This window comes from Streptomyces sp. NPDC056128 (genome assembly GCF_042263835.1).
In the GTDB taxonomy this organism is placed as follows: Bacteria; Actinomycetota; Actinomycetes; order Streptomycetales; family Streptomycetaceae; genus Streptomyces.
Map to the genome: position 1 here is coordinate 22,667 of NZ_JBHJVQ010000040.1, position 21,909 is coordinate 44,575.

Sequence of the window (21,909 nt, forward strand, 5' to 3'; positions counted from 1 at the left end):
TACGGTGTTCTCGACAGACGGGCGGCCCGGGGCGACACTTGTCCGGCCCCAGGCCCTGGAGGAAAGGTGTCAGCGTGCCCCGCCGCAGAATCGGCTTCTGGTACCGCCTGGCCGCGGTGATCTGCAAACCGCCGCTCATGGTTCTGATCAAGCGGGACTGGCGGGGAATGGAGAACATTCCGGCCGACGGCGGATTTATCACCGCCGTGAACCACAATTCGCACGTGGACCCCTTCGCGTACGCGCACTACCAGTACAACACCGGGCGCGTCCCCCGATTCCTGGCGAAGAGCGGCCTTTTCAAGAAGGGCTTCGTCGGCGCCGCGATGCGGGGCACCGGACAGATCCCCGTCTACCGCGAGAGCACGGACGCCCTCAGTGCCTTCCGGGCCGCGATCGAGGCCGTGGAGCGCGGCGAGTGCGTCGCCTTCTACCCCGAGGGCACCCTCACCCGCGACCCCGGCGGCTGGCCGATGACCGCCAAGACCGGTGCCGCGCGCGTCGCCCTGCAGACCAGGTGCCCGGTGATCCCGGTCGCCCAGTGGGGCTGCAACGAACTGCTGCCGCCCTACACCAAGAAGCCGAGCCTCCTCCCGCGCAAGACCCACCGCGTACTGGCGGGGCCGCCGGTCGACCTCTCGCGGTTCTACGACCGGGAGATGACCGCGGAGCTGCTGAAGGAGGCCACCGAGGTCATCATGGCCGCCGTCACCGCCCACCTGGAGGAGATCCGGGGCGAGAAGGCACCCCGAACCCCCTACGACCCGCGCCGCGAGCGGATCGAGCAGCGGCGCCGTACGCAGTCGCAGACACCGTCGCAGTCGCAGCCGACGCCGGCACGGACGCGGGGAACGCAGGCAGAAGGGCAGAGCACGTGAGCAAGCCGGTCAAGGCGGCCGTCTTCGGCACCGGATCCTGGGGCACCGCCTTCGGCACGGTCCTCGCCGACGCGGGGTGCGACGTCACCCTGTGGGGGCGCCGCGCCGACCTCGCCGACGCCGTCAACTCCACCCGGACCAACCCGGACTACCTGCCCGGCGTGGAACTCCCCGCCGGCCTGCGGGCCACCACCGACGCCGCCGAGGCCGCGCGCGACGCCGACTTCACGGTCCTCGCCGTCCCCTCCCAGACGCTGCGCGCCAACCTCGCCGACTGGACGCCGCTGCTGGCGCCCGGCACGGTCCTGGTGTCGCTGATGAAGGGCGTCGAACTCGGCTCCGCGATGCGGATGAGCGAGGTCATCGAGGACGTCGCCAAGGTCGGCGCCGAGCGCATCGCCGTGGTCACCGGGCCCAACCTGGCCCGCGAGATCGCCGCCCGGATGCCGGCCGCCGCCGTGGTCGCCTGCCCCGACGAATCCGTCGCCCAGCGCCTCCAGACCGCCTGCCACACGCCGTACTTCCGCCCGTACACCAACACCGACGTCGTCGGCTGCGAACTGGGCGGCGCCGTGAAGAACGTGATCGGGCTGGCCGTCGGCATCGCGGACGGCATGGGCCTGGGCGACAACGCCAAGGGCTCCCTGATCACCCGCGGCCTCGCCGAGACCACCCGCCTCGGGGTCGCCCTCGGCGCCGACCCGCTGACCTTCTCCGGACTGGCCGGGCTCGGCGACCTGGTGGCGACCTGCTCGTCCCCGCTCTCCCGCAACCACACCTTCGGCACCAACCTGGGCAAGGGCATGACCCTCCAGGAGACCATCGCGGTCACCAAGCAGACCGCCGAGGGCGTCAAGTCCTGCGAGTCGGTGCTGGATCTGGCCCGCAGGCACGGCGTCGACATGCCGATCACCGAGACCGTGGTCGCCATCGTGCACGAGGGCAAGCCCCCGGTCGTCGCGGTCAAGGAGCTGATGTCGCGCAGCGCGAAGCCCGAACGACGCTGAGCGACACCGGACCGCACCCCGGGCGCCACCCGCGCCACGCGGCCCCGCCGACGCTGTCTCGTGGCCCTACGGGCGGGTACTCTCAACGCGATATGAGCACCGAGAACCTCCCCCAGAGCCCCGAGCAGCCGCCTCGCAAGCCGCGTGTGGCCGTCGTGTTCGGCGGGCGCAGCTCCGAACACGGGATCTCCGTGGTCACCGCCGGCGCCGTCCTCGCCGCCATCGACCGGACCAAGTACGACGTCCTGCCGATCGGCATCACCAGGGACGGCCGCTGGGCCCTCACCGCCGACGAACCGGAACGCATGGCGATCACCGAGCGCCGTACGCCCGACGTCGAGGAACTGGCCGAGTCGGCCGAGGGCGCCGTGGTGCTGCCCGTCGACCCCGCCAACCGCGAAGTCGTCTACAGCGAACCCGGCGCGGTGCCCAAGGCGCTGGGCGAGGTCGACGTCGTCTTCCCCGTGCTGCACGGCCCGTACGGCGAGGACGGCACCCTCCAGGGACTCCTGGAGCTGTCCGGTGTGCCCTACGTCGGCGCGGGCGTGCTCGCCTCGGCCGTGGGCCAGGACAAGGAGTACATGAAGGCGGTGTTCGCCTCCTACGGGCTGAAGGTCGGCCCGTACGTGGTGATCCGGCCCCGCCAGTGGGAGCAGGACCGTTCCGGCGCCCGCAAGAAGATCGTCGACTTCGCCGGCGAGCACGGCTGGCCGCTGTTCGTGAAGCCCGCCCGCGCGGGTTCCTCGATCGGCATCACCAAGGTCGGCGACCTCGCCGGACTCGACGAGGCGATCGAGGAGGCCCGGCGCCACGACCCGAAGATCCTGGTCGAGGCGGCCCTGCGCGGCCGGGAGATCGAGTGCGGGGTGCTGGAGTTCGAGGACGGCCCCCGGGCCTCCGTCCCCGCCGAGATCCCGCCGCCCTCGGAGCACGCGTACTACGACTTCGAGGCCAAGTACATCGACTCCACCCCCGGCATCGTGCCCGCCCCGCTCACGCCCGAGGAGACCGCCGACGTCCAGCGCCTCGCCGTCGCGGCGTTCGACGCGGCCTCCTGCGAGGGGCTGGTGCGCGCGGACTTCTTCCTCACCGAGGACGGCGAGTTCGTGATCAACGAGATCAACACCATGCCCGGATTCACGCCGATCTCCATGTACCCGCAGATGTGGCAGGCGAGCGGGGTCAGCTACCCGGAGCTGGTGGACCGGCTGGTCCAGGCGGCGCTGCGGCGCCCGACGGGGCTGCGCTGACGTCCGCCGCCCCGCGCAAGGCCAGAAGGCGACCCCCTCGGGGGTCGCCTTCTCGCAGTATGATCAGCGGGTTTCCCCGGCCCGCAGGCGGCAGCGTGTTGTCCGGGTTCCGCCACAGCTTCGTGACCGGGCCCCGGGCCGGGAACCGCCGCCGACCCGCTGTCGTCTGCTGAGGAGCAGCCGGCGGCGGCGATCAACAGTACGAGAGCGAGCGGGCGGAAGGGGGGTCAGAGATGAACCACGGGGCAGGTCAGGGTGCGTGTGATGCCGTCCACCTGCTGGACCTTGGCGACCACCATGCGACCGAGTTCGTCGACGGTGTCGGACTGGGCGCGCACGATGACGTCGTAGGGTCCTGTCACGTCCTCGGCCGTGATCACCCCGGGGATCTTGCTGATCGTCTCGGCGACGGTCGACGCCTTGCCGACCTCCGTCTGGATCAGGATGTACGCCTGTACCACGGAACCTCCAGAGCGGCCACGAGGATCATGTGGGGAAAAGGAACGCCACGGTATCGCGTAGCCGCTCTCCGCGGGGAGACCCGTGGGCCGCGGGCCCCGCGCGCCGGGGTGCCGGAATGACACGAGTTGACGATCACGCCGACCGTGGCGACGGTCATTTCGACCGTAACGAGGACAGAGATGACGCGCGACCGGGCACGGACAGGGACAGAAGGGGAGCCAAGGCGATGAAGGGCACTGTTGGTGAGCTGGGGGAGTTCGGGCTCATCAGGGAGCTCACCTCCCGTCTCACCACCACCCCGGCGGTCCGGGTGGGCCCCGGCGACGACGCCGCGGTGGTGGCCGCGCCCGACCGCCGGGTGGTGGCCAGCACCGACATTCTCGTGGAGGGGCGGCACTTCCGCCGGGACTGGTCGACCGCGTACGACGTGGGCCGCAAGGCGGCGGCGCAGAACCTGGCGGACATCGCCGCCATGGGAGCCGTGCCGACCGCGCTGCTGCTCGGCCTGGTCGTCCCCGCCGAACTGCCGGTGACCTGGCCGACCGAGCTGATGGACGGACTGCGCGACGAGTGCCAGGTGGCCGGCGCCTCCGTGGTCGGCGGCGACGTGGTGCGCGGCGACACCATCACCGTCTCCATCACCGCGCTGGGCGACCTGCGCAACCAGGAGCCCGTCACCCGGGGCGGCGCCCAGCCCGGCGACCTCGTCGCGGTGACCGGCTGGCTGGGCTGGTCCGCCGCCGGGTTCGCCGTGCTGTCCCGCGGTTTCCGCTCGCCGCGCGCCTTCGTCGAGGCCCACCGGCGCCCCGAGCCCCCGTACCACGCGGGTCCGGCCGCGGCCGGGCTCGGCGCCACCGCCATGTGCGACGTGAGCGACGGGCTCATCGCCGACCTGGGTCACATCGCCGAGGCCAGCAAGGTCAGGATCGACGTCCGCTCCGGCCAGATCGACATCCCGTCCCAGATGAACGACATCGGGCAGGCCGTCGGCGTCGACCCCATGCAGTGGGTGCTCACCGGGGGAGAGGACCACGCGATCGTGGCGACCTTCCCGCCGGACGTGAAGCTGCCCGCCCGCTGGAAGGTCATCGGCGAGGTCCTCAACCCCTCCGCGCTGCCCCAGGTGACCGTCGACGGGGCGCCCTGGACCAGCAAGGGCGGCTGGGACCACTTCGGCGGGGAGGTCGAGGCATGAGGCCGCCCCTGGTCCTCACCGTGGCCGGCTCCGACTCCGGCGGCGGCGCCGGCATCCAGGCCGACCTGAAGACCATGCTCGCCCTCGGCACGCACGGCATGAGCGTGCTCACCGCGGTCACCGCGCAGAACTCCCTCGGCGTGCAGGGCGCCTGGCAGCTGCCCGTGGACGCGGTGCGGGCCCAGTACCGCAGCGTCGTCGACGACATCGGCGTCCAGGCGGTCAAGACCGGGATGCTCTCCTCCGCGGAACTGGTCGAGACGGTCGCCGAATTGCTCGGCGGCACGGACGCCCCCGCCGTCGTGGACCCGGTCGGCGTCTCCAAGCACGGGGACGCGCTGCTCGCCGCCTCCGCCCTGGACTCGGTCCGCACCAAGCTGCTGCCGGTGGCCACCGTCGCCACCCCGAACCTCGACGAGGTCGCGCAACTGACCGGCGTACGCGTCGAGTCGGAGAGCGACCTGCGCCGGGCGGCCGCCGCCCTGCTGGAGTACGGGCCGCGCTGGGCGCTGATCAAGGGCGGCCATCTGCGCGGCGAGGCCGTGGACCTGCTCACCGACGGCTCCGAGGAGCACTGGCTGCGCGCCCCGCGCCTCGACAACCGGCACACGCACGGCACGGGCTGCACCCTCGCGTCGGCCATCGCGTGCGGGCTGGCGAAGGGGCGGTCGGTGCCGGAGGCGGTGACCGAGGCGAAGGAGTACGTCACCGGGGCGATCGGGGCCGGGTTCGCGCTCGGCGACGGGATCGGGCCGGTGGATCACGGGTGGGCGCTCGGGCGGGGCATCGCCTGAGCCGCACGTGACCTGCGAGCGTGGCCTACGAGCACGGCCTGTGAGCACGGCAAAAAGCCGGTCCACCCGAGGTGGACCGGCTCCCTACAGCGGACCAGGCAGTGGCCGCGCGCTCAGCTGACGCGTCAGCGCGAGACCTTGCCGGCCTTGATGCACGAGGTGCAAGCGTTCACGCGCTTCGGCGTCCCGCCGACCACGGTACGCACGCGCTGGATGTTCGGGTTCCAGCGACGGGACGTACGGCGGTGCGAGTGCGAGATGTTGTTGCCGAAGCCCGGCCCCTTGCCGCAGACGTCGCAGTTGGCAGCCACGGGTCACTCCAAAGACTTCAGATGCACTTACGGTTGATCCCGGCATGCCGGGATCAAGTTCTCGGACTCGACGGTCCGGGATCTGAGTGGCGGTGCCAGGGGGATGGCCCGATCGGGATCGGGCAACCGGAGCAGCATACAACGGCTGCTCCCGTACAACGAAACTACCACGGCAGCTCAGGGGCCCGCCCCGGCCCTCTTCCGCCGGGCACCCGCCCAAGGTCTACGCTGCCAGCCACGGCCGGCAGCTCAGGGAGGCACAGGTGGCGCAGGTGCCGCAGAGGTTCTTCGACGCTCTGGCGGTGCGTACCTGGTGCGGTCTGTCGCTGCGCGCGCTGGGAATGGCGCGCGAGGAGATCGACGCGATCAACGTCTATCCCGTCGCGGACGGGGACACCGGCACGAACCTCTATCTGACCGTCGAATCGGCCGTCGCCGCCGTGGAGGCCGTGTTCGCGGCGCACGAGCTGGACGACGGGGCGCCGGAGGCCACCGGTGGCCCCTCGCTGGCGGAGGCCGTGGGCGCGATGGCGCACGGGGCGCTGATCGGGGCGCGGGGCAACTCCGGGACGATCCTCGCGCAGCTGCTGCGCGGTATGGCCCAGGTGCTCACCCAGCGGGGTGAGTCCGCGCACACCGAGGGCCCCGGCCTGCGGCTGGCCCTGCGGAACGCGGCCGAGTCCGCCCGGCAGGCCGTGGCCCACCCGGTCGAGGGCACAGTCCTCACCGTCGCCTCCGCCGCCGCCGACGCGGCCGAGGGCGCGGAGGGCGACTGCGCGGAGGTGGCCCGCGCGGCCTACGAGGGCGCCCGCGCGGCGCTCGCCGCCACCCCGGCCCAGCTGCCGGTCCTGGAGCGCGCCGGAGTGGTCGACGCCGGCGGACACGGGCTGGTGACGGTCCTCGGGGCCCTGGTGGAGACGTTCACCGGGCGGGCACCCGGCCCGGGAGTGGCCACCGTCACGCACGCGCGCGTGGAGCCGCACGCGGGCGTCGCGCCGGACACGTCCCCGGCGCCGGGCGACGAGGCCCTCGCGGGCGAGTGCGCGGCGACGGAGGGTGACCGCGACGACCCCGCCTTCGAGGTGATCTACCTCCTGGAGGCCGAGGACGCGGCCGTCACGCGGCTGCGGCAGCGGCTCGACGCGCTCGGGGACTCGCTCGTCGTGGTCGGCGGCGACGGCCTGTGGAACGTCCACGTGCACGTCGACGACGCGGGCGCCGCCGTAGAGGCGGGCGTCGAGGCCGGGCGGCCCCACCGGATCCGCATCACCCACTTCGGGCACGGCGACGCCCACACCGCCGGGACCGGGCGCCCGCCCCGGGAACGCAGCCGCCGGGCCGTGGTGGCCGTCGTGCCGGGGGAGGGGCTGGCCGGGCTGTACGCCGAGGCCGGCGCGACCACCGTGCTCGCCCGCCCCGGGGAGCCGCCCGCCAGCGGGGAGCTGGTCCAGGCCGTACGGCGGGCGCACGCGCACGAGGTCGTCCTGCTGCCCAACGACGCCGAGCTGCGCCACACCGCCGCCGCGGCGGCCGAGCAGGCCCGCGCCGAAGGCGTCAGGGTCGCCCTCATCCCCACCCGCTCCGCGGTCCAGGGCATCGCCGCGCTCGCCGTGCACGAGCCAGAGCGGCGCTTCGACGAGGACGTGGTGGCGATGACCTCCGCGGCCGGCGCCACCCGCTACGCCGAGGTCACCGTCGCCGAACACCGGTCCTGGACCACGGCGGGCATCTGCCAGGCCGGTGACGTGCTCGGCCTCATCGACGGCGACGTGGCGGTGATCGGCGCGGACGTCACGGAGGTCGCGGCGACCGTCCTGGACCGGATGCTCTCGGCCGGCGGCGAGCTGGTCACCCTCGTCCTCGGCGACGAGGCGCCCGGGACCGTCACCGAGCACCTCCAGGCCCGGGTACGTGAGGCGTACCTCGCGGTCGACACCGTGGTCCACCGGGGCGGCCGGCAGGGGGCGCTGCTGCTGGTCGGCGTGGAGTAGTACGGCGCTTCCCGCGACCGTTGTCAGTGGCGTGGTGTGCAATGGATCTCGTGCCCGCACTGCGAGAACCCCTGAAGAAGGTCCTCGGCCCCGCCACCGCGAAGGTGATGGCCGAGCACCTCGGCCTGCACACCGTCGGCGACCTCCTCCACCACTACCCCCGCAGATACGAGGAGCGCGGCCAGCTCACCCACCTCGCCGACCTGCCCATGGACGAGCACGTCACGGTGGTGGCCCAGGTCGCCGACGCCCGGCTGCACACCTTCGCCTCGTCCAGGGCCCCGCGCGGCAAGGGACAGCGGCTCGAGGTGACCATCACGGACGGCAGCGGCCGCCTCCAACTGGTCTTCTTCGGCAACGGCGTCCACAAGCCCCACAAGGAACTCCTGCCGGGCACCCGCGCGATGTTCGCGGGCAAGGTCTCCGTCTTCAACCGCCGCCTGCAACTGGCGCATCCGGCGTACGAGTTGCTGCGCGCCGACGATGACGACGAAGCGAGCGAGAGCGTCGAGTCCTGGGCCGGCGCCCTCATCCCCCTCTACCCGGCCACCGCCAAACTGGAGTCCTGGAAGATCGGCAAGGCGATCCAGACGGTGCTGCCGAGCGCCCAGGAGGCCGTCGACCCGCTCCCCGGCTCCCTGCGCGAGGGCCGGGGCCTGGTCCCCCTGCCCGAGGCCCTCCTCAAGATCCACCGCCCGCACACCAAGGCCGACATCGAGGACGCCCGCGCCCGCCTGAAGTGGGACGAGGCCTTCGTCCTCCAGGTCGCCCTGGCCCGCCGCCGCCACGCCGAGACCCAACTCCCCGCCGTCCCCCGCAAACCCGCCCCGGACGGCCTGCTCACCGCCTTCGACGACCGCCTCCCCTTCACCCTCACCGACGGCCAGCAGAAGGTCTCCCGCGAAATCTTCGACGACCTCGCCACCGACCACCCGATGCACCGGCTGCTCCAGGGGGAGGTCGGCAGCGGGAAGACGATGGTGGCCCTGCGCGCCATGCTCGCCGTCGTCGACGCGGGTGGGCAGGCCGTGATGCTCGCGCCGACCGAGGTGCTCGCGCAGCAGCACCACCGGTCTGTCGTCGAGATGATGGGGGAGCTGGCCGAGGGAGGCATGCTGGGCGGTGCCGAGCATGCCACCAAGGTGGTGCTGCTCACCGGGTCCATGGGCGCCGCCGCCCGTCGGCACGCCCTGCTCGACCTGGCCACCGGCGAGGCCGGCATCGTCATCGGCACGCACGCGCTGATCGAGGACAAGGTGCGGTTCCACGACCTCGGCCTGGTCGTCGTCGACGAACAGCACCGCTTCGGGGTCGAGCAGCGCGACGCCCTGCGCGGCAAGGGGAAGCAGCCCCCGCACCTGCTCGTCATGACCGCCACCCCGATCCCGCGCACCGTCGCCATGACCGTCTTCGGCGACCTGGAGACCTCGGTCCTGGACCAGCTCCCGGCCGGCCGGTCCCCGATCGCCAGCCACGTCGTCCCGGCCGCCGACAAGCCCCACTTCCTCTCCCGGGCGTGGGAACGGGTCCGGGAGGAGGTGTCCAACGGCCATCAGGCGTACGTCGTCTGCCCGCGCATCGGCGACGAGGAGGACGACCCCGGCAAGAAGGGCGCCCCGCGGAAGTCGCCCGAGGACGACGCCGAGAAGCGGCCGCCGCTCGCCGTCCTCGACGTCGCCGAGCAGCTGGCGAAGGGCGCCCTGCAGGGCCTCAAGGTCGAGATCCTGCACGGCCGTATGCAGCCCGACGACAAGGACGCGGTCATGCGCCGCTTCGCCGCCGGGGAGTCCGACGTCCTGGTCGCCACGACCGTCATCGAGGTCGGCGTCAACGTCCCCAACGCCACCGCGATGGTGATCATGGACGCGGACCGCTTCGGCGTCTCCCAGCTGCATCAGCTGCGCGGCCGGGTCGGTCGCGGCTCCGCCGCCGGTCTGTGCCTGCTGGTCTCCGAGATGCCCGAGGCCAGCGCGGCCCGCCAGCGGCTGAACGCGGTCGCCGGCACCCTCGACGGCTTCGAGCTCTCCCGCATCGACCTCGAACAGCGCCGGGAGGGTGACGTCCTCGGCCAGGCCCAGTCCGGTGCCCGCACCTCCCTGCGGGTCCTCGCCGTCATCGAGGACGAGGAGATCATCGCGGAGGCGAGGCAGGAGGCCGCGGCCCTGGTGGCCACCGACCCGGAGCTGACCGGCCTGCCCGGATTGAAGACGGCGCTGGAGGCTCTCCTGGACGAGCAGAGGGAGCAGTACCTGGAAAAGGGCTGAGCCGGCGCGACCAGCCACACTGAACACAAAGACGCTCACGACCAAGGACCCCAGATGACCCGAGTGATCGCCGGCAAAGCCGGCGGACGCCGCCTGGCCGTCCCACAGGGGACCGGCACCCGCCCCACCTCCGACCGCGCGCGCGAGGGACTCTTCTCCTCGTGGCAGTCGCTGCTCGGCGGCCCGCTGGACGGCGAGCGCGTCCTCGACCTGTACGCCGGTTCCGGCGCCGTCGGCCTGGAGGCGCTGTCCCGGGGCGCGGGACACGTCCTGCTCGTCGAGGCCGACGCCCGCGCCGTCCGCACCGTCCGGGAGAACGTCAAGGCGCTCGGCCTGCCCGGCGCCGAGGTCCGGGCGGGCAAGGCGGAGCAGACCATCCGCACCCCCGCCCCCGGGGAGCCGTACGACATCGTCTTCCTGGACCCGCCGTACGCCGTCTCCGACGACGATCTTCGGGAGATCCTGCTCACACTCCGTACGGAAGGCTGGCTCGCCGGGGAAGCGCTCGTCACCGTGGAGCGCAGCACCAGAGGCGGGGAATTCGGCTGGCCGGACGGCTTCGAGGCGATCCGTGCCCGCCGCTACGGCGAGGGAACGTTTTGGTACGGTCGCGCCGCCTCAACGTGCGAAGACGCACGATGACCGGACCGGAGAGCGAGGGAATTCAAGTGCGCCGTGCCGTCTGTCCCGGGTCGTTCGACCCGATCACCAACGGACACCTCGACATCATCGCCCGGGCCTCCAGCCTCTACGACGAGGTCTACGTCGCCGTGATGATCAACCAGGCGAAGAAGGGCCTGTTCGAGATCGAGGAGCGGATCGACCTCATCCGCCAGGTCACCGCCGAGTACGGCAACGTGCGCGTGGAGTCCTTCCACGGCCTCCTCGTCGACTTCTGCAAGCAGCGCGACATCCCCGCCATCGTCAAGGGCCTGCGCGCGGTCAGCGACTTCGACTACGAGCTGCAGATGGCCCAGATGAACAACGGCCTCTCGGGCGTGGAGACCCTCTTCATCCCCACCAACCCGACCTACAGCTTCCTGTCGTCCTCCCTGGTCAAGGAGGTCGCGACCTGGGGCGGCGACGTGTCCCACCTGGTGCCGCCGCTGGTCCTCGACGTCCTCTCCGAGCGCCTCAAGAAGCACTGAACCGCCCGCCGTACCGCCTCCGGAGACTGACAATCCGTCACCCGGTGTCCCCCGGACACCCCAGGGTCGTACAGTCGTCCCGTCCGTCTCCAACACAGCTGTAGAGAGTGGCGAGCACACGGTGGACGTCCAGAAGAAGCTCGACGAGATCACCGCGATGGTCTCCGGGGCCCGCGCCATGCCCATGTCGGCCTCGTGCGTGGTCAACCGCGCGGAACTGCTCGCCACGCTGGAGGAGCTGCGCGCCGAGCTGCCCGGCTCGCTCGCCCAGGCCCAGGAACTGCTCGGCGGCCGGGAGCAGATGGTCGCGCAGGCCCGCCAGGAGGCCGACCGGATCATCGAGACCGCGCACGCCGAGCGGGGCTCCCTGATCGCCGACACCGAGGTCGCCCGCCGCTCCCAGGCCGAGGCCGACCGGATCCTCACCGAGGCCCGTCAGGAGGCCGAGGAGGTCCGCGCCGAGGCCGACGACTACGTCGACTCCAAGCTCGCCAACTTCGAGGTCGTCCTCACCAAGACGCTCGGCTCGGTGGGCCGCGGCCGCGAGAAGCTGCTCGGCACCGGACCCGGCCTCGACGAGAACGGCTACGAGGACGAGGACGCCCCCGAGCGCAGCCACGACCCGGAGACCCTGCGCCGCGACGCCGACGCCTACGTCGACACCAAGCTCGGCGCCTTCGAGGCGGTGCTGGCCAAGACCCTGGACGCGGTCGGCCGGGGCCGCCAGAAGCTGCACGGCCGGATCGCCAGCGACGACCTCGGCGCCCTCGCCGACGACTCCACCACCGTCCAGCACTCCAGCGACGCCGACTACCTGGCCGGCCTCGCGGCCCTCTCGGACGCCCCCGCCGAGCAGCCCCGGCAGCCCGGGTACGCCGAGCCGCAGCCGGCCGCGGCCCAGATCCCGGCCCAGGCCGTGCCGGACATGCCCACGCAGGAGCCGGCGTACGGCTACGCGCAGCAGCAGCCCGATCCGTACGCCGCCTACCAGCAGGCCTACGGCGCCGGTCAGGACCCGTACGGCTACGCGCAGCAGCAGCCCGGCGACCCCTACGCCTACCAGGGCTACGACGCCCAGCAGCAGGCCTACGACGCCCAGCACGGCTACGCCCAGCACCAGCAACCGCAGCAGCCTCCGCAGCCTCAGCAGCCCCCGCAGGTCCAGCCGCAGGCGCTCGACGAGACCAGCCTCTTCGACACCGGCATGATCAGCGCCGAACAGCTGCGGGCCTACGAGCAGGGCCGCGGAGTCTAGGGGCGTCCCACGGGCCCCGCAGGTCCGGATTGGGCCGTGAGCGAATGGTCCAGTATCCTGGCTCTTCGGTCGCGCGTACGTCCGCGATCGCCGCTGCCCTGGGAACATCGGAGGGCGGCATCCCCGAGCTACGAAGACCGAAAGCAGGAATGGTTCTGAACGCGCGCCTCGACCACCGCGACCCCCTCGTGTTCGACACACACGAGCTGGGACGGCGGCCCGGTGCGCTCCAGCGCCTGACCCGCACGGTCGACGCTCCCAAGGACTTCGGTGTCCAGGGAGTCATCGGAGTGCCGGAAGGTGCCCCGGTGGAACTCGATCTCCGACTCGAGTCGGTCATGGAAGGGGTGCTCGTCACAGGCACCGCCCGTGCCACGGCCGAGGGGGAGTGCGTAAGGTGTCTGGAGCCGCTTGAGCAGCAGCTCGTAGCGGACTTCCAGGAGTTGTTCTCGTACCCTGACGCCGACGACCGGGGCCGCCCTGTGGCGGAACCGGGCGACGACGCCGAGGACGACGAGGACAGGCTCTTCATCGAGGACGGTCTGATCGGCCTCGAACCCGTGCTGCGCGACGCGGTGGTGCTCGCACTGCCGATGCAGCCGGTGTGCCGGGAAGACTGCCCGGGTCTGTGCTCCGAGTGCGGAGCACGCCTGGCGGACGACCCGGACCACCACCATGACGCCGTCGACATCCGTTGGGCGGCTTTGCAGGGACTCGCCGGTTCACTCGAAGACGGCGAGAAGGACGAGATGAGCGGCGACGCGCCAGGATCCGCGGACGCCGCCGAGAAGCAGGAGAAGTAGCCGTGGCTGTTCCGAAGCGGAAGATGTCGCGCAGCAACACGCGCCACCGCCGGTCGCAGTGGAAGGCTGCGGTCCCCACCCTGGTTGCGTGCGAGCGCTGCCACGAGCCCAAGCAGCAGCACATCGCGTGCCCGTCTTGCGGCACTTACAACAAGCGCCAGGTCCTCGAGGTCTGAGCGGCTGGTGAGAGGCACTGTGTCAGTCCCCAAGAAGGCGGAAGACGCCAAGGCGGACCCACCCGCCAAGAAGAAGGCGGACACCCAGGCCTCGTCCCACACGCTTCTGGAAGGGCGGCTCGGCTACCAGCTCGAGTCCGCCCTTCTGGTGCGTGCACTGACCCACCGTTCCTACGCGTACGAGAACGGCGGTCTGCCGACGAACGAGCGGCTGGAGTTCCTCGGTGACTCCGTCCTCGGCCTCGTCGTCACGGACACGCTGTACCGCACCCACCCCGACCTGCCCGAAGGCCAGCTGGCCAAGCTGCGGGCCGCGGTGGTCAACTCGCGTGCGCTGGCGGAGGTGGGCCGCGGGCTCGAACTGGGCTCCTTCATCCGGCTCGGCCGCGGTGAAGAGGGCACGGGCGGCCGGGACAAGGCGTCCATCCTCGCCGACACCCTCGAAGCGGTGATCGGCGCGGTCTATCTCGACCAGGGCCTCGACGCGGCCTCCGAACTGGTGCACCGCCTGTTCGACCCGCTGATCGAGAAGTCCTCCAACCTCGGTGCCGGCCTGGACTGGAAGACCAGCCTCCAGGAACTCACCGCGACCGAAGGACTCGGTGTCCCCGAGTACCTGGTCACGGAGACCGGCCCGGACCACGAGAAGACCTTCACTGCTGCCGCCCGCGTCGGAGGCGTCTCGTACGGCACCGGCACCGGCCGCAGCAAGAAGGAGGCGGAGCAGCAGGCCGCAGAATCCGCGTGGCGGTCCATCCGGGCCGCGGCGGACGAGCGTGCCAAGGCGACGGCGAACGCCGTCGACGTGGACCCCGACGAGGCGTCCGCCTCCGCCTGACCATCCACCGCACGGCCCGAACGCCCGCCCCGCCTCCGGGGCGGGCGTTCGGCTCGTCGTCCGACCACCGGCCCGGTCCGCCGGCCCGCCCGAGGGGATGCCATGCCCGAGTTGCCCGAGGTGGAGGTCGTCCGGCGCGGCCTGGAGCGCTGGGTCGCCCACCGCACCGTCGCCGACGCCGAGGTACTGCACCCGCGCGCCGTACGCCGGCACATCGCCGGCCCCGACGACTTCGCCCACCGGCTCAAGGGGCACCGCTTCGGCACCGCCGCCCGGCGCGGCAAGTACCTGTGGCTGCCGCTGGCGGACACCGGTCAGGCGGTCCTGGCCCACCTCGGCATGAGCGGCCAGCTGCTGGTCCAGCCGCACGAGGCACCGGCCGAGAAGCACCTGCGCATCCGCGTCCGCTTCGCCGACGACCTCGCCACCGAACTCCGCTTCGTCGACCAGCGCACCTTCGGTGGCCTGTCCCTGCACGACACGTCCCCCGACGGCCTGCCCGACGTCATCGCGCACATCGCCCGCGACCCGCTGGACCCCCTCTTCGACGACGAGGCCTTCCACCTCGCCCTGCGCCGCAAGCGCACCACGATCAAACGGGCCCTGCTCGACCAGTCCCTGATCAGCGGCGTCGGCAACATCTACGCCGACGAGGCGCTGTGGCGCTCCCGGCTGCACTACGAACGCCCCACGGCCGCCTTCACCCGCCCCCGCACCGCGGAACTCCTCGGTCACGTCCGGGACGTGATGAACGCGGCCCTCGCGGTGGGCGGCACCAGCTTCGACAGCCTGTACGTCAACGTCAACGGCGAGTCCGGCTACTTCGACCGCTCGCTCGACGCGTACGGCCGCGAGGGCCTGCCCTGCCGCCGCTGCGCCACACCGATGCGCCGCCGGCCCTGGATGAACCGCTCCAGCTACTTCTGCCCGAAGTGCCAGCGCCCGCCCAGGGTCACGCCGTAGGCATCCGCTGCGTGTCGTAGCGCTCCCGCGACGCCAGCACCTCGTCCATCCGCCCCTCCAGGCACTGGATGAGCGCGATCAGCCGCCCCGCCACCTCGCGGCCCGACGCCGTGAGTTCGTAGTCCACGCGGGGCGGGTTGGTGTGCTGGGCCTCGCGGTGCACCAGACCGTCGCGCTCCAGCGCGTGCAGGGTCTGGGCCAGCATCTTCTCGCTGACGCCGTCGACACGGCGGCGCAGCTCGTTGAACCGGAACGAACCCTCGTACAGCGCGCCGAGCGTCAGCGCGCCCCAGCGCCCGGTGACGTGCTCCAGCGTGCCGCGCGAGGGACAGCCCCGGGCGAACACGTCGTACGGCAGCTCCTGCTCCGCCGCGCGCTCCTGCGTGGTCGACATGCACCAAGCGTACGTGAGCACAGCGCTGTCCCGCAGAGTGCGCTGCGTGGGAGACAGTGAGGCGGTGGCGGGTCAGTAGCCGAAGTTCTGCGTCCACCACGGCCCGCCGGAGCCGAAGTGGACTCCCACGCCGAGGGTCTGGAAGTCGCAGTTCAGGATGTTGGCGCGGTGGCCGGGGCTGTCCATCCAGGCATCCATCACGGCCTGGGCGTCGGTCTGGCCGCGGGCTATGTTCTCGCCGCCGAGGTTGCTGATGCCGGCCGCCGCCGCCCGGTCCCACGGGGTCGCGCCGCCCGGATCGGTGTGGTCGAAGAAGCCCCCCGTGGCCATGGCCTTGCTGAAGTCCTCCGCCAGTTCGCGCAGGGCGCTGTTCGCGGCCACCGGGCTGCAGCCCACCTTGGCCCGCTCGTCGTTGACCAGCTTGAGCACCTGGGCCTGGGCGACGGACTCCTCCGACACGGCGGCCGGCGCGCTGGGCCGCGCGGGCTCCTCGGCGGCCGGACGCGAGGGCGTGGGCTTCGGCTTGGCGCTCGGGGGCGTCTTCGGCTTCTTCGTCTTCGACGGGGTCTCGGCCGGGGCCGCCGGCTTCGAGGCCGAGGGGGAGGTCGAGGACGGTGCGGGGGACGGGGTGTCCTCGGACGACGCGGACCCGGAGGGCGACGACGGCGACGAGGACCGGTCGGTGCCGCGGCTCGTGGAGGCGTCGCCGCCGCGGCCGGGGTCGGCGCTGCCGGAGGTGCCGCCCTGCTCGCTCGGGCTGTTCGTCGGGGTGTCCTGGGCCTGCACCCGGTCGCCCCCGCCGCTGCCGCCGCCGATCCGGTAGTTGTCGAGGCCGGGCACCGCGCCCGTGGCCACCGCCACGGTGCCTATGGCGACCGCGGCGGAGACACCGAGCAGCCCGGTGCGGACCGGGGTGGCGGCCTTCTTCCGGCGCCTGCGGTGCCCTCCCGCGGGCTGCGGGCCGTCCTCGGGGGCGTATCCGTCACTGGGGAAGGCGACCGTGCGGCCGGCCTGCGGGCCCTCGCCGTCGGGGTCGTCCGCGTACAGGTAGGCGTCGCTCTTGGCGCGGACCTCGGCGTACGCCTCGGGGTTCAGGTAAGGCGCGATCCCCATCGTCGGGCGGTCGCCCGCGTCCGGCGTCCGCCCGTCGCGGCCCCGTCCCGCCGTACCGTCCGGCTGATGGTCCCCCGTGGCGCGGCCCGTGGCGGCGCGGCCGGCGGCGGAGCGTCGGTGGCGTCCCATGTCCTGGCCTTCCTCGTCCTCGTCGTCTCGGGCGACGCGTCCTCACGATCAACACCGAACTCACACCTTCGAGTGAGTTTCAGATGAGATTCATTGGACCGGGACGGTACCGCATGGCGCCAGGGGGTGAAGTGTCCGGCGGGACATTGACTGGTTAGGTTGCAGTCATGAGCGAGGATGTACGACTGGTCGCGTGGGTGCGCGGACAGGTCCAGGGTGTCGGTTTCCGCTGGTTCACGCGGGCCAGGGCGCTGGAACTCGGCGGCATGAGTGGTTTTGCTCTCAATCTGGCCGACGGCCGCGTCCAGGTCGTCGCCGAGGGCCCGCGGGAACGCTGCGAAGGGCTCCTCGACTGGCTGCACGGCGACGACACGCCCGGACACGTGGACGGCGTCACCGAGATCTGGGACACACCTCGCGGCGGCTACGACGGCTTCGCCATCCGCTGACACCGCGCCGCCCGAGCCCTCCCCGGCACCCGGTCCGACCCGCCCCACAGGGGTGACCGGAGCGAAAACGGGCAGGTGGTTGCCAAGGACGGCCCGTCGTGGGAGGCTCCGCAACCAGAAAGATCGCCACGCCCCGAGGGGCCCGCAGGAGTCGCAGCGTCGCCGTTTCCCGGCCGCATGCCCCCGGACGCCCGTCGATACGGGGCGTGATCGTGTTGACCGTCAAACTTTTTGGTGAGACGCTGAAAGCCCCGCGCACCTTAGCTGTTTGGCATGGTTGAACGGCAGTAAAAACTCCAAAGTGCCAAGCACCGCGGGTGCGAATCCCTCACGACCCACACCGCTTCGGTCGGTCACTCATTGTGGAGGACCATCCATCATGGCAAAGGCGCTTCTCGGTTACGTCGGCGGCTCCGACCCTCGACTCCTCGCCGAGATGCGACGGCTCCAGCAGCGCGTCCAGGACCTGGAATCCGAGCTCGGACGAATCCAGGCGGAGAACGACGTGCTGGCGGCTGCCGCTTCTCACGACAGGATCATGGAGAGCATGGAGAGCGTTGACGCACACCAGGCGGAGCCTGCGCTCACCTGATCACTGCATCGCTCCACGCACGGCACGCAGTGGTCGGGCCCGCCCGTACAACCGCTAGGTGTCAGAGTCTGCAAGGGACGCTTCGGCGTCCCTTCTTTCTTTCCTGCCCCCGTCTCAGCGCCCGCGTCCGACCGGACTTCCCTGCCCCGCGCATCCTTTCACCCTCTTCAACGTCTGATGTGCCCTGCACGTTCACCGGTGAAACCGCGGCGGTTCACCGGTTCATGGAGTGAGACACCCCCGAAAGGTAGAGTCCGGCGGCGTGCACCTGAAGGCCCTGACCCTGCGCGGGTTCAAATCGTTCGCCTCGGCGACCACGCTCCGGTTCGAGCCCGGCATCACCTGCGTCGTCGGACCGAACGGCTCGGGCAAGTCCAACGTCGTCGACGCGCTCAGCTGGGTCATGGGCGAACAGGGCGCCAAGTCGCTGCGCGGCGGCAAGATGGAGGACGTCATCTTCGCCGGCACCACCGGCACCACCGGCCGCCCGCCGCTCGGCCGGGCCGAGGTGTCGCTGACCATCGACAACTCCGACGGGGCGCTGCCCATCGAGTACGCCGAGGTCACCATCACGCGGATCATGTTCCGCAACGGCGGCAGCGAGTACCAGATCAACGGCGACACCTGCCGCCTCCTCGACATCCAGGAACTCCTGTCCGACTCCGGCATCGGCCGCGAGATGCACGTCATCGTCGGCCAGGGCCAGCTCGACTCCGTCCTGCACGCCGACCCGATGGGCCGCCGAGCCTTCATCGAGGAGGCCGCGGGCGTCCTCAAGCACCGCAAGCGCAAGGAGAAGGCGCTCAGGAAACTGGACGCGATGCAGGCCAACCTCGCGCGCGTGCAGGACCTCACCGACGAGCTGCGGCGCCAGCTCAAGCCGCTGGGCCGGCAGGCCGCGGTGGCGCGACGGGCCGCCGTCATCCAGGCCGACCTGCGCGACGCGCGCCTCAGGCTCCTCGCCGACGACCTGGTACGGCTGCGCGAGGCGCTCCAGGCCGAGATCGCCGACGAGGCCGCGCTCAAGGAGCGCAAGGAGGCCGCCGAACGGGAACTGGGCAAGGCGCTGCGCCGCGAGGCCGACCTGGAGGACGAGGTCCGCCGGCTGACCCCGCGCCTCCAGCGCGCCCAGCAGACCTGGTACGAGCTGTCCCAGCTCGCCGAGCGGGTGCGCGGCACCGTCTCGCTGGCCGAGGCGCGGGTGAAGAGCGCCACCTCCGCGCCTCCCGAGGAGCGCCGCGGCCGCGACCCGGAGGAGCTGGAGCGCGAGGCCGCCCGGGTCCGCGAGCAGGAGGCGGAACTCGAAGCGGCCCTGGAGGCGGCCGAGCACGCCCTGGAGGACACCGTCGCCCACCGCGCGGACCTCGAACGCGAGCTGGCCCAGGAGGAGCGCCGCCTCAAGGACGCCGCACGGGCGATCGCCGACCGCCGTGAGGGGCTGGCCCGGCTCAGCGGCCAGGTCGGCGCCGCCCGGTCGCGCGCCGCCTCGGCCCAGGCCGAGATCGAGCGGCTGGCCGAGGCCAGGGACGAGTCCCGGGAACGCGCCGCCGCCGCCCAGGAGGAGTACGAGACGCTCCAGGCCGAGGTCGACGGCCTCGACGCCGACGACCAGGAACTCGCCGAGCGGCACGACGCCGCCAAGCGCGGGCTGGCCGAGGCGGAGGCCGCGCTCGGTGCCGCCCGTGAGGCGGCCACCGTGGCGGAGCGCGAGCGCGCGGCCACGCGGGCCCGCCACGAGGCCCTGGCCCTCGGTCTGCGCCGCAAGGACGGCACCGGGGCGGTGCTCGCCGCCAAGGACCGGCTCACCGGTCTGCTGGGCCCGGCCGCCGAACTGCTCACCGTGACGCCCGGTCACGAGGTCGCCCTGGCCGCCGCCTTCGGTGCCGCCGCCGACGCCCTCGCGGTCACCTCCCCGGCGGCCGCCGCCGACGCCATCCGCCTGCTGCGCAAGCAGGACGCGGGCCGGGCCGCCCTGCTGCTCGCCGGCGGCCCCGACGACGTACCGGACCAACCGCGCGCCGACGGGGCGCCGTACGCCGCCGACCTCGTCCGGGGCCCGTCCGACCTGATGCCCGCCGTGCGGCGGCTGCTGCGCGGGATCGTCGTCGTCGCCACCCTGGAGGACGCCGAGGACCTGGTCTACGCCCGGCCCGGGCTGACCGCCGTGACCGCCGACGGCGACCTGCTCGGCGCGTACTTCGCCCAGGGCGGGTCCGCCGGGGCGCCCAGTCTCCTGGAGGTGCAGGCGTCCGTGGACCGGGCCGCCGCCGAGCTGGAGGAGCTGGCCGTGCGGTGCGAGGAGCTGGCCGGGGCCCAGGAGGCGGCCGTCGCCCGGCGCCGGGAGTGCGCGGGGCTCGTCGAGGAGTTGGGGGAGCGGCGCCGGGCCGCCGACCGGGAGAAGTCGTCCGTCGCGCAGCAGCTGGGCCGGCTCGCGGGTCAGGCGCGGGGCGCCGCCGGGGAGGCGGAACGGTCCACCGCGGCGGCGGCGCGGGCGCAGGAGGCGCTGGACAAGGCGCTGATGGACGTGGAGGAACTGGCCGAGAGGCTGGCCGTGGCCGAGGAGATGCCGGTCGAGGAGGAGCCCGACACCTCCGCGCGCGACCGGCTCGCCGCCGACGGCGCCAACGCCCGCCAGACCGAGATGGAGGCGCGCCTCCAGGTCCGTACCCACGAGGAGCGGGTCAAGGGCCTCGCCGGACGGGCCGACTCCCTGGACCGGGCCGCCCGCGCCGAACGCGAGGCACGCGCGCGTGCCGAACAGCGCCGGGCCCGGCTGCGGCACGAGGCGGCCGTCGCCGAGGCGGTCGCCGCCGGCGCCCGGCAACTGCTCGCCCACGTCGAGGTCTCGCTGACCCGCGCCGACGAGGAGCGCACCCTCGCCGAGGCGGCCAAGGCCCGGCGCGAGCAGGAACTGACCGCCGAGCGCACCGCGGGGCGCGACCTCAAGGCGGAGCTGGACAAGCTGACGGATTCGGTTCACCGGGGGGAGGTACTCGGCGCCGAGAAGCGGCTGCGCATCGAGCAGCTGGAGACCAAGGCGCTGGAGGAACTCGGTGTGGAACCGGCGGGGCTGGCGGCCGAGTACGGCCCCCATCAGCCGGTGCCGCCCTCGCCCCCCGCCGAGGGCGAGGAACTCCCGGAGGACCCCGAGCACCCGCGCAACCGCCCACGCCCCTTCGTCCGTTCCGAGCAGGAGAAGCGCCTGAAGGCAGCCGAACGCGCCTACCAGCAACTGGGCAAGGTCAACCCGCTGGCCCTGGAGGAGTTCGCGGCGCTGGAGGAGCGGCACCAGTTCCTCAGCGAGCAGCTGGAGGATCTGAAGAAGACCCGCGCCGACCTGCTCCAGGTCGTCAAGGAGGTCGACGAGCGCGTCGAGCAGGTCTTCACCGAGGCGTTCCGGGACACGGCCCGGGAATTCGAGGGCGTCTTCAGCAGGCTCTTCCCGGGCGGTGACGGGCGGTTGATCCTGACCGACCCCGACAACATGCTCACCACGGGCGTGGACGTCGAGGCACGGCCGCCGGGGAAGAAGGTCAAGCGGCTCTCGCTGCTCTCCGGCGGGGAGCGTTCGCTGACCGCGGTGGCGATGCTGGTGTCGATCTTCAAGGCGCGGCCCAGCCCGTTCTACGTCATGGACGAGGTCGAGGCGGCGCTCGACGACACCAACCTCCAGCGGCTGATCCGGATCATGCAGGAGCTGCAGGAGGCCTCGCAGCTCATCGTCATCACGCACCAGAAGCGGACGATGGAGGTCGCCGACGCGCTGTATGGCGTGTCCATGCAGGGCGACGGTGTGTCGAAGGTCATCAGTCAGCGGCTGCGCCAGTCCTGACCTCAATTACTTCAACTCTTGAACACATAGCTCACTGAGGCATCTATAAACTCACAGCACTCGGC

21 protein-coding genes are annotated in these 21,909 nt (G+C 72.2%); 17 read left to right on the top strand and 4 right to left on the bottom strand.

The genetic code is table 11. The features are described 5' to 3' along the window. The first annotated feature begins 74 nt into the window (after window positions 1–74). The 3 genes from ACFC1X_RS37425 to ACFC1X_RS37435 all read left to right on the top strand — a co-directional run bounded on the left by ACFC1X_RS37425 (window position 75) and on the right by ACFC1X_RS37435 (window position 3,135). Window positions 75–878, top strand: coding sequence for a lysophospholipid acyltransferase family protein (locus tag ACFC1X_RS37425; RefSeq protein WP_376363128.1), 804 nt, complete (start codon window positions 75–77; stop codon window positions 876–878). After that, a complete protein-coding gene (locus tag ACFC1X_RS37430; RefSeq protein WP_161326293.1) occupies window positions 875–1,885 on the top strand; it encodes an NAD(P)H-dependent glycerol-3-phosphate dehydrogenase in 1,011 nt (336 codons plus the stop codon). The genes ACFC1X_RS37425 and ACFC1X_RS37430 overlap by 4 nt, the downstream gene beginning before the upstream one ends. A gap of 92 nt (window positions 1,886–1,977) precedes the next feature. Beyond that, window positions 1,978–3,135, top strand: coding sequence for a D-alanine--D-alanine ligase family protein (locus ACFC1X_RS37435; protein ID WP_376363132.1), 1,158 nt, complete (start codon window positions 1,978–1,980; stop codon window positions 3,133–3,135). A gap of 227 nt (window positions 3,136–3,362) precedes the next feature. Here ACFC1X_RS37435 and ACFC1X_RS37440 read toward each other — a convergent pair whose 3' ends face one another. Then, the gene (locus ACFC1X_RS37440) at window positions 3,363–3,596 is read right to left on the bottom strand and encodes an Lrp/AsnC ligand binding domain-containing protein (protein WP_122617661.1); all 234 of its coding nucleotides are present in this window, start codon (window positions 3,594–3,596) and stop codon (window positions 3,363–3,365) included. A 227-nt stretch (window positions 3,597–3,823) separates the two neighbouring features. Between ACFC1X_RS37440 and ACFC1X_RS37445 the strand changes: the two genes are divergently transcribed. Together ACFC1X_RS37445 and thiD are read left to right on the top strand one after the other, a co-directional pair. Further along, window positions 3,824–4,792: a thiamine-phosphate kinase gene (locus tag ACFC1X_RS37445; RefSeq protein WP_064730013.1), complete on the top strand. Its 969-nt coding sequence runs from the start codon at window positions 3,824–3,826 to the stop codon at window positions 4,790–4,792. Then, window positions 4,789–5,586 carry a bifunctional hydroxymethylpyrimidine kinase/phosphomethylpyrimidine kinase gene (gene thiD / locus ACFC1X_RS37450; RefSeq protein WP_376363135.1) on the top strand — a complete coding sequence of 266 codons (798 nt, stop codon included), beginning with the start codon at window positions 4,789–4,791 and terminating at the stop codon, window positions 5,584–5,586. Before ACFC1X_RS37445 ends, thiD begins: the two co-directional genes overlap by 4 nt. A gap of 125 nt (window positions 5,587–5,711) precedes the next feature. On the opposite strand, the gene rpmB is transcribed toward thiD, so the two are convergent. Beyond that, the gene (gene rpmB / locus ACFC1X_RS37455; protein ID WP_003993230.1) at window positions 5,712–5,897 is read right to left on the bottom strand and encodes a 50S ribosomal protein L28; all 186 of its coding nucleotides are present in this window, start codon (window positions 5,895–5,897) and stop codon (window positions 5,712–5,714) included. A 263-nt stretch (window positions 5,898–6,160) separates the two neighbouring features. On the opposite strand from rpmB, the gene ACFC1X_RS37460 reads away from it, so the two are divergent. From ACFC1X_RS37460 to mutM, 9 genes are all read left to right on the top strand, one after another. Further along, window positions 6,161–7,888 carry a DAK2 domain-containing protein gene (locus ACFC1X_RS37460; protein WP_376363138.1) on the top strand — a complete coding sequence of 576 codons (1,728 nt, stop codon included), beginning with the start codon at window positions 6,161–6,163 and terminating at the stop codon, window positions 7,886–7,888. A gap of 41 nt (window positions 7,889–7,929) precedes the next feature. Further along, window positions 7,930–10,152, top strand: a complete 2,223-nt coding sequence (gene recG / locus ACFC1X_RS37465) for an ATP-dependent DNA helicase RecG (protein WP_376363141.1) — start codon at window positions 7,930–7,932, stop codon at window positions 10,150–10,152. Window positions 10,153–10,206: 54 nt separating this feature from the next. Then, window positions 10,207–10,794 (top strand): 16S rRNA (guanine(966)-N(2))-methyltransferase RsmD, encoded by a 588-nt coding sequence (gene rsmD / locus ACFC1X_RS37470; RefSeq protein WP_376363144.1) that lies wholly within the window; start codon window positions 10,207–10,209, stop codon window positions 10,792–10,794. A 26-nt stretch (window positions 10,795–10,820) separates the two neighbouring features. Next, window positions 10,821–11,300 (top strand): pantetheine-phosphate adenylyltransferase, encoded by a 480-nt coding sequence (coaD, locus tag ACFC1X_RS37475; RefSeq protein WP_376363189.1) that lies wholly within the window; start codon window positions 10,821–10,823, stop codon window positions 11,298–11,300. A 121-nt stretch (window positions 11,301–11,421) separates the two neighbouring features. Beyond that, the gene (locus ACFC1X_RS37480; protein WP_376363147.1) at window positions 11,422–12,555 is read left to right on the top strand and encodes a cell division initiation protein; all 1,134 of its coding nucleotides are present in this window, start codon (window positions 11,422–11,424) and stop codon (window positions 12,553–12,555) included. 149 nt (window positions 12,556–12,704) lie between these two features. Beyond that, window positions 12,705–13,358, top strand: a complete 654-nt coding sequence (locus ACFC1X_RS37485; protein WP_376363149.1) for a DUF177 domain-containing protein — start codon at window positions 12,705–12,707, stop codon at window positions 13,356–13,358. A gap of 2 nt (window positions 13,359–13,360) precedes the next feature. Continuing rightward, window positions 13,361–13,534 carry a 50S ribosomal protein L32 gene (gene rpmF, locus ACFC1X_RS37490; protein WP_003951102.1) on the top strand — a complete coding sequence of 58 codons (174 nt, stop codon included), beginning with the start codon at window positions 13,361–13,363 and terminating at the stop codon, window positions 13,532–13,534. A gap of 7 nt (window positions 13,535–13,541) precedes the next feature. After that, window positions 13,542–14,372 (top strand): ribonuclease III, encoded by an 831-nt coding sequence (gene rnc, locus ACFC1X_RS37495; RefSeq protein ID WP_051783480.1) that lies wholly within the window; start codon window positions 13,542–13,544, stop codon window positions 14,370–14,372. Window positions 14,373–14,474: 102 nt separating this feature from the next. Continuing rightward, complete coding sequence (gene mutM / locus ACFC1X_RS37500) at window positions 14,475–15,335, top strand: bifunctional DNA-formamidopyrimidine glycosylase/DNA-(apurinic or apyrimidinic site) lyase (protein ID WP_376363153.1); 861 nt, start codon at window positions 14,475–14,477, stop codon at window positions 15,333–15,335. Here the strand turns inward: mutM and ACFC1X_RS37505 are convergent. Both ACFC1X_RS37505 and ACFC1X_RS37510 read right to left on the bottom strand, forming a co-directional pair. Continuing rightward, on the bottom strand, window positions 15,325–15,729 hold the full coding sequence (locus ACFC1X_RS37505; protein WP_376363156.1) for a winged helix-turn-helix transcriptional regulator: 405 nt from the start codon (window positions 15,727–15,729) through the stop codon (window positions 15,325–15,327). The two genes, mutM and ACFC1X_RS37505, sit on opposite strands and share 11 nt — an antisense overlap. A gap of 72 nt (window positions 15,730–15,801) precedes the next feature. Continuing rightward, window positions 15,802–16,971, bottom strand: coding sequence for a CAP domain-containing protein (locus ACFC1X_RS37510; protein WP_376363159.1), 1,170 nt, complete (start codon window positions 16,969–16,971; stop codon window positions 15,802–15,804). Window positions 16,972–17,138: 167 nt separating this feature from the next. Here ACFC1X_RS37510 and ACFC1X_RS37515 point away from each other — a divergent pair, with 167 nt between their 5' ends. From ACFC1X_RS37515 to smc, 3 genes are all read left to right on the top strand, one after another. Continuing rightward, a complete protein-coding gene (locus tag ACFC1X_RS37515) occupies window positions 17,139–17,420 on the top strand; it encodes an acylphosphatase (protein ID WP_376363162.1) in 282 nt (93 codons plus the stop codon). 379 nt (window positions 17,421–17,799) lie between these two features. Further along, window positions 17,800–18,012 carry a hypothetical protein gene (locus tag ACFC1X_RS37520; RefSeq protein WP_064730026.1) on the top strand — a complete coding sequence of 71 codons (213 nt, stop codon included), beginning with the start codon at window positions 17,800–17,802 and terminating at the stop codon, window positions 18,010–18,012. Between the two features lie 262 nt (window positions 18,013–18,274). Further along, window positions 18,275–21,844: a chromosome segregation protein SMC gene (gene smc / locus ACFC1X_RS37525; RefSeq protein ID WP_376363165.1), complete on the top strand. Its 3,570-nt coding sequence runs from the start codon at window positions 18,275–18,277 to the stop codon at window positions 21,842–21,844. The last annotated feature ends 65 nt before the right edge of the window (window positions 21,845–21,909 follow it).

Coding starts and splice junctions, on each gene's coding strand:
- ACFC1X_RS37435 (WP_376363132.1), top strand. CDS start 1,978: ATGAGCACCGAGAACCTCCCCCAGAGCCCCGAGCAGCCGCCTCGCAAG.
- ACFC1X_RS37445 (WP_064730013.1), top strand. CDS start 3,824: ATGAAGGGCACTGTTGGTGAGCTGGGGGAGTTCGGGCTCATCAGGGAG.
- thiD (WP_376363135.1), top strand. CDS start 4,789: ATGAGGCCGCCCCTGGTCCTCACCGTGGCCGGCTCCGACTCCGGCGGC.
- recG (WP_376363141.1), top strand. CDS start 7,930: ATGGATCTCGTGCCCGCACTGCGAGAACCCCTGAAGAAGGTCCTCGGC.
- rsmD (WP_376363144.1), top strand. CDS start 10,207: ATGACCCGAGTGATCGCCGGCAAAGCCGGCGGACGCCGCCTGGCCGTC.
- ACFC1X_RS37485 (WP_376363149.1), top strand. CDS start 12,705: ATGGTTCTGAACGCGCGCCTCGACCACCGCGACCCCCTCGTGTTCGAC.
- mutM (WP_376363153.1), top strand. CDS start 14,475: ATGCCCGAGTTGCCCGAGGTGGAGGTCGTCCGGCGCGGCCTGGAGCGC.
- ACFC1X_RS37505 (WP_376363156.1), bottom strand. CDS start 15,729: ATGTCGACCACGCAGGAGCGCGCGGCGGAGCAGGAGCTGCCGTACGAC.
- ACFC1X_RS37510 (WP_376363159.1), bottom strand. CDS start 16,971: ATGGGACGCCACCGACGCTCCGCCGCCGGCCGCGCCGCCACGGGCCGC.
- ACFC1X_RS37515 (WP_376363162.1), top strand. CDS start 17,139: ATGAGCGAGGATGTACGACTGGTCGCGTGGGTGCGCGGACAGGTCCAG.
- ACFC1X_RS37520 (WP_064730026.1), top strand. CDS start 17,800: ATGGCAAAGGCGCTTCTCGGTTACGTCGGCGGCTCCGACCCTCGACTC.